The 6,790-nt window shown below is 75.1% G+C and carries 4 protein-coding genes; 1 reads left to right on the forward strand and 3 read right to left on the reverse strand.

What is annotated here, in order from left to right; genetic code table 11:
* Positions 1-165 precede the first annotated feature (165 nt).
* Complete coding sequence (locus TOK_RS29500; RefSeq protein WP_172457851.1) at positions 166-4,338, reverse strand: SpoIIE family protein phosphatase; 4,173 nt, start codon at positions 4,336-4,338, stop codon at positions 166-168.
* 157 nt (positions 4,339-4,495) lie between these two features.
* Here TOK_RS29500 and TOK_RS29505 point away from each other — a divergent pair, with 157 nt between their 5' ends.
* Positions 4,496-5,179 (forward strand): acetoacetate decarboxylase family protein, encoded by a 684-nt coding sequence (locus tag TOK_RS29505; RefSeq protein WP_098961241.1) that lies wholly within the window; start codon positions 4,496-4,498, stop codon positions 5,177-5,179.
* 15 nt (positions 5,180-5,194) lie between these two features.
* Here the strand turns inward: TOK_RS29505 and TOK_RS29510 are convergent, their stop codons facing one another.
* Both TOK_RS29510 and TOK_RS29515 read right to left on the reverse strand, forming a co-directional pair.
* Positions 5,195-6,043 carry an alpha/beta hydrolase gene (locus TOK_RS29510; RefSeq protein ID WP_098961242.1) on the reverse strand — a complete coding sequence of 283 codons (849 nt, stop codon included), beginning with the start codon at positions 6,041-6,043 and terminating at the stop codon, positions 5,195-5,197.
* 5 nt (positions 6,044-6,048) lie between these two features.
* Positions 6,049-6,790: carboxypeptidase regulatory-like domain-containing protein (locus TOK_RS29515; RefSeq protein WP_216362140.1), on the reverse strand; the 742-nt coding region annotated here is incomplete at its 5' end.

The following is a 6,790-nucleotide window of genomic DNA, read 5'->3' on the forward strand; positions in this document are numbered from 1 at the left end:
ACAGCACTGGTCGAAGTGATCGGCTCGCCGCGTACCCCAGATCGGGCCGAGGTGTGCAGCGGGAGCCATACCGACAGTTGAGCACAGTGGCGACCCCTCGAGCCACCTCGTCCCAGCTCCCGGGAGGAGAGTTCGGCCGAGCGGTGGGAAATGTCCGACAGGCGCTCAGCCGTCTGCGACCGCGATCACCGCGTCGAGCGCCGCCAGCTGGAGGATGCGCCGCGCGGCGCTCCCCGCCGGGGTGACGACGGTCAGCACCGAACCGGCGGCACCGGCCTGCTCCGCGAGCTCGGTCAGCAGGGCGACACCCGCACTGCTGACGTAGCAGTCGGTCGGCAGTGTCAGCACCAGTGGGGTGCCTGCGGTGGCGCTGTCGAGCAGCCCGGCCCGGACCTCCTGGACCCCGGCCAGATCGAGATCCCCGGTGACGACGATGGCGCTCGGACCGGCCCCCACAGGAGCCGACGGCACCGCGGACACCTCCAGAACCCGCGGTGACCAGGCACGACGCGTCGCGGATGCCGTGGGGACAGCGACCGGGACGGGCGGCATGTGGAACGAGACGACGGTGCCGTCGTCGCCGGCGACGACCTCGACCTCCCGCGCCAGCTCCCGGATGAGGACGAGCCCGCGCCCGCGGTAGCCGGGGTCGGCGGGCGGCGGACGCCACGTGCCGTGGTCGGTGACCCGGACGGCGACGGTCGCGTCGGGCAGCAGGTCCAGGTCGACCTCGACGACCCCGTCCGCACCGCTCGGGTAGGCGTGCTCGACGGCGTTGGTCGCGGCTTCGCCGAGGGCTAGCTGCAGGTCGGTCACGGCGTCCTCGTCGACCCCGGCGTGGGTGCACCAGCGGGCGACGACGCGCCGCAGCCCGGCCAGCTCCTTCGGCTCGGCCGCGAGCTCGAGGCGCAGCGGCGCGGGCAGCAGGCGGGCAAGGACGAGCGCGGTGTCGTCGGGGACGGCGCTGCCCTCCGACATCCGCTCGAGCAGGGCGTCGGCGCTGGGTTCGGGACGCGTGCCGGTGAGGTCGCCGAAGACGTCGACGAGCCGGTCCATGCCGTCGTCGATGACCTCGTTTCGGCGCTCGAACAGTCCGTCGGAGCAGAGCAGGATCGTCTCGCCCAGGTCGAGACGGTCCTCCGCCTCCACGAACGGCGGCCTGCCGAACACGCCGAGCGGGGTGCCGCGGCCGGCGGCGAGCAGCCGCACGCCGTCGATCCCGGCCACGAGTGGCGGGGGGTGGCCCGCGCAGGCGTAGCGCAGGTCGCCGGTGCTGCAGTCGATCACCGCGCAGACGACGGTGCTGGCCATCGCCCCCTTCACCCGGCGCGCGAACAGGTCTAGCTGTTCGAGGGCGCCGGCGGGTGACTGCCCGTTGACGAGGTTGGCGGCGAGCGCGCTGCGCAGCTGGCCCATGACCGCGGCGGCCGAGGGCCCGCGGCCGACGACGTCCCCCACGACGAGCGCGAACCGCTGCTCACCGAGGTCGAGCACGTCGAACCAGTCGCCGCCGGCCTCGGTGCCCTCCGTCCCGGGCTGGTAGCGGGTGGCCATGGCGAGGCGCTCGGTCTCGGGGAGGCTCTGCGGCAGCAGGCTCCGCTGCAGGGTCACCGCGACCTCGTGCTCGGCCTGGTGCAACCGTGCGCGCATGACGGCCTGGGCGCACTGACCGCCGAGGGTCAGCACGAAGCTGCGACGTTCGGGGGTGAACCGCGGGCGCGTCGCGAACCGGAACCCGAGGACCCCGATCGTTCGGCCGCCGACCAGCAGCGGGATCGCAGTGTGCGCGGGCCACGGTCCGTCGCCGGGGTCGACCGACCAGATCGGTTCGCCCGACCGCACGGTCGCGGCGAGCGGGTGCGCGGCCGTCGACAACAGGACGTCGTCCTTGGGCCCCGGCCAGCCCTGCTCGCTCACCGAGTGCAGCGCGCCGGTCTCGTCGGTGAGGCAGACGACGACGGCCTCCGCCTGCAGCGCCGACAACCCGTGGTCGACGATCACGTCGGCCACCGACTGCAGGTCGGTGGCGCGGGCCAGGGCCGTCGCCACCCCGGCGAGCCGTTCCGCGACGCGCCGCCCCTCGGTCTCGGCCACCAGCAACGACGAGCGGTCCAACGCCTGCGCGGCCAGCTCGGCGACGGCCGTCGCGGCCTCCCGGTCGCTCGACGAGAACGGCCTCGGGTCCCGGAACGCCACCGCCATCACCCCGACGCTGCGCTGGCCGACGGCCAACGGCAGCAGGCCGACCGCGCCGAGGCCGTCGGGCCTGTCGTCGACGAGCTGCGGCCACCGGGCCTGGACCTCCGCGGGGCTCGACAGCCAGATCGGGCTGCCCGACTCGACGACGCTCACCGCCGCCTCCGACGAGGACAGGGCCACCGACGACCACGCCCGCTGCGCCGAGAGCCCCCACCCGCTGCGCGTCAACGCCTCCAGCCGGCCGTCGCGCAGCTCCCAGACACCGACGACCGGCGCGGCGAGCAGCGTCTCCATGTGCCGGGCCGCGATGCCGGCGACCTCCGCGGGCGTGGCGGCGGCGGACATCTCCGCGGTCGCCCGGTGCAGCAGCCCGAGCCGTTGCGCCGACGCCCGTTCCAGCTCCAGGAGCCGCGCGTTGTCGATCGCGACGCCGGCACGGCGCCCGATCTCGGTGAACACCTCGCAGTCGTCCTCGGTGAACGCCGGCGAGCCGTGGCACCGGCCGGCACCGAGCAGGCCCAGCATGCCACCACGCGCGGTCAGCGACACTGCGACGACCGAGTGCATCCCGACCTTGCGCCACAACGGATCCGGGTAGTCGTCGACGAACAGCTCCGTCGGCTCGAACAACCGTGCCTCGCCGGACCCGAGCGTCTCGCGGCGCATCGCCGGGGAGCTGACGAGGGCACGGATGAGGGGCTCGTGGGTGGGGTCGGCAGCCGCCACCGCGCTGACGACGAGCGTCTCCTCGGTCCCACCCTCGTGCACCCTCGCCACGTCGACCAGCCCCTCGTCGACGACGAACCGGGCGAGCGCGGCGAGCCGGCCGGTCGCGGTCAGCTCGGCGTCGAGCGTGTCGCCCAGCGCCGCGTACAGCCGGTGGCGGCGCTGCTCGCGGTGCCGCTCGTCGATGTCCAGGCACCCACCCACGTAGCCCGCGGCGCGGTCGCCGACGGCGATCGGCGCGCCCCGGTCGAGCACCCAGCGGTAGCCGCCGTCACGGTGCCGCAGCCGGAACTCCACCTCGAACGGGGCCCCCGCGCCGGTCGCCGCGGCCGTCACCGCGCGGTGCCGCGCCCGGTCCTCGGGATGGATGCGCTCGCGCCAGTCGGCCAGCTCGCTCACCGGGTCGGACACACCCGTGAAGTCGAGCCAGCCGCGGTTGACGAACACGCGATGCCCGCCCACGTCGTCGACCCAGATCAGCGCGGGCGTGGCGTCGGCCGTGGCCCGGAACTGCAGCTCGGCGGCTCGGCGGGTGCGGCCCAGGTGCAGGTGGTTCGCGACCCGCGCCAGCAGCTCACGCGGGGAGAACGGCGTCACCAGGTAGTCGTCGGCACCCGCGGCCAGCCCTGAGACCGCCGCCTCCTCGCCGGCCAGCTCCGACAGCATCACAACGGGCAGACCCGCGGTGCGGGCATCGGTCCGCAGGGCGCGCAGCAGGCCGATGCCGCCGGTGCCCGGGAGCGCGACGTTGGCCACGACCAGGTCCGGCGGCTCCGACAGCGCCGCCTCCAGCGCCTGGTCCGCGGCGGCGACCGCCTGCACCGTCCAGCGCTCCGCGAGCAGCCGCAGCAGGTGGTCGCGCATCGCGGTGTCGCTCTCCACGACCAGCACCCGCTCCCGGCTGCCCGGGAACGGCTCCGGCGCCGCGGGCAGCCGCACCGACCGGCCCGACTCCCGGACCACGACGAGCACGCCGCCGACACGACCGTCGAGATCCCGGATCGGGCTGTAGACGTGGTCGCGCAGGCTCTCCTCGTCGGTCCCGCCCCGGCGCACCATCACGACGTCGTCGCGGCGCTCCCGCGCGTCACCCGTCTCCAGGACGCCGCGCACCGTCGGCCCGAACCGGCGCCACGTACCGTCGCCGACCTGGTCGGCCGGCTGTCCGTACACCTCGGGGTGCAGGTCGCCCAGATTGTCGGCCATCGCGTCGTTGTAGAACACGACGAGCCGCGGACCCCAGCACACGACCATCGGCTGCGGCGACGGCGCGATCGTCGCCAGCGTCTGGTTCAGCGCGGCCGGCCACGTGTGTTCGGGACCGAGCGACGTCGCCGCCCAGTCCGCGCGGGCATGCAGCGCAGCGACATCCAGGACGCGGTCACCTCCGGGTGGGCCGGTCGGTTCGATCACCGGTACCTCCCGCGCACGACAACTCCTCGCAGACGACGCTCGTCGGCCCACAGCGTGCCATCTCCCGCCGATCCCGGCATGCCCGATGGCCCCACCGGGCCGCCCCCGACCCGGGCACCCTGTTCCGGGACACCGTCGTGCCCGGTAGGACAGGGGCATGGGTGTGCTCGTCGAAAGCCGGACCGTGACGTTCCCCGTGCGGATCGCCGACGCGGCGGCCGTCGCCGGCTGCTGGGTCGTCCGCGCCGCCGACGCGCGCACCCTGCTGCGGGACACGGAGCTCGATGTCGCCGCCGTCGCCGGCCGGACCCTCGCCGTGCTCGCGCTGCTGCGCTACCGCGTCAACGACCTCGGCGCCTACGACGAGCTCGGCCTCGCCGTGCCCGTCCGCCACCGCGGACGCGTCGCCGCGCACGTCCTCCAGCTGCCCGTCACCGCGCCCTTCACGATGGCTGCCGGCCGGCAGCTGTGGGGGCTACCGAAGTGGCTCGCCGACGCCGACCTCTCCCTCGGTCCCCGCGGTGCGACGGCCCGGTGGGACACCGACGGCCACCCGCTTCTCGACGTCGCACTGCGCACGTCGCCGGTGCGGCTGCCGATCACCCTCCCCGCCCGGCTGACGACGGTCGCGCCCCGCGGCGACGTCGTCCTGCACTCGCGGGTCCGGGGCCGGGCGCGCGGCCTGCGGATCGGCGTCGCGACGCCCGCCCGGCTCGTCGCGCACGCCCGGCACCCGCTCACCGACGCCCTCGGCGCGCTGCGGCTGACGCGCAGGCCGTTGCTGACGGTCGGGATCGAGCACCTGAGCTTCGACATGGACGAGGCCGACGAGGTCCCCTGAGCAGGCTCTCGAACGTCAGCGGTGCGCGGCCAGCCACTCCCGCAGGTCCGTCAGCGGACCCTCGCGCTCCGGCTCGTTGTAGATCTCGTGCCACAGCCCGTCGTACCAGCGGACCGTGGCGTCCGGGGACCCGTTGAGCGACTCGAGCAGCCGCGTCCCCGCCGGGTCGGTCAGCTCGTCGGCCGTCCCGTGCTGGATCAGGACCGGCAGCCGCAGCGCCCGCGACCGTTCCGGCAACGTCGCGAACTGCCCGACGAGCCGCGACGCCAGCCCCAGCGTCGGCTTGCCGTGATGGTTCAGCGGATCGGCCTCGTACGCGGCCACCACCGCCGGGTCCTTGCTGATCTTCGTGACGTCGATTCCCGACGGCCGGATCGTCGGCAGCACCTTGGCCACCTGCGTCAACACCAGGACCAGCGGCTTCGGCGCCGCCGGGCTGGCCAGCGCAGGGGCCGACAACACCGCGCCGCGCAGCACGTCCTGGTGCTCCAACGCGTACGCCAGCGCGATCTGGCCGCCCATGCTGTGGCCCAGCACGAAGACCGGCAGGTCCGGGTGTCGTGCCGTCACCGTGCGCCGGAACAGGTCGAAGTCCGACAGCCAGTCCGCGTAGTCGTCGAGATGCGCACGGCGGCCGTTCGACCGACCGTGCCCGCGGTGGTCGAGCGCGTAGACCGCCCACCCGTCGGGCACCAGCGCGTCGACGACGTTGCCGTAGCGGCCACCGTGCTCGCCCAGCCCGTGCGACACCAGCACGATCCCGGTCGGCGCGGCCGGCTCGGTGCCCTGCCAGTAGAGCTCGACGCCGCGGGCACCCGCGAGCCTGCCCTCGACATGCTGCGCCCCGCTGCCGACCCCCGCCATCCCGCTCACCGGTCCGACGTCGCGGGGACCGGCTCGAGCACGACGTCGTGCGTCGCCGTCGCACCCGGCTCGACCCGGACCGGCACCGCCACCGGGTCGTGCCGTGGAGCCGTCACCGCGACCGTGTACTCGCCGGTCGGTAGGTCTCCGATCCGGTAGTCGCCCGTCGCGGCCGTCCGGGTGGAGTCGACGACCTCGCCGTCCTCGATCAGCGCGACGGACGCCCCGCCGACGGGACGTCCCGCCGCGTCGCGGACCCGGCCTGCCACCGCCGACGACGTCGCGAGCACGAGCGCCACCTCGTCGGAGGACGCGTCGTCCGCGATCGTCGTGACGGTGGGCTGGTGCCCCGGCGCCGTGGCGACGACGACATAGCCGTCCGCACCGCCGTCGCGGGACCCGGCGAGCGCACCACGCCCGTCGTCGGCCGCGGTGGCCTCGGCGAGCTCCTGGCCGCGGCCGTCGAGCAGCCGGACCGTGGCCCCGCCGACCACCTCGCCGTCGCGGCCCGTGACGCGGAACCGGACGGGCGTGGCGCCTTCCGTGCCCGACGCGGCGGACTGCTGCGGCTCCTTGCCCCCCACGACCGACAGCCGCGGCGCGTCGTCGTCCCCGGTGCGCGTGGCCGCTGCCGCCGCGACGATCCCCGCTGCCTCGATCACGGCTCCGGCCCCGGCGGACGGCGCCGACCCGGCGTCGGCCCTGTCTGCGTCGGCCCTGTCTGCGTCGGCCCTGTCTGCGTCGGCC

Origin of the sequence: Pseudonocardia sp. N23, assembly GCF_002583555.1 — a bacterium.
Taxonomy (GTDB): Bacteria; Actinomycetota; Actinomycetes; order Mycobacteriales; family Pseudonocardiaceae; genus Pseudonocardia.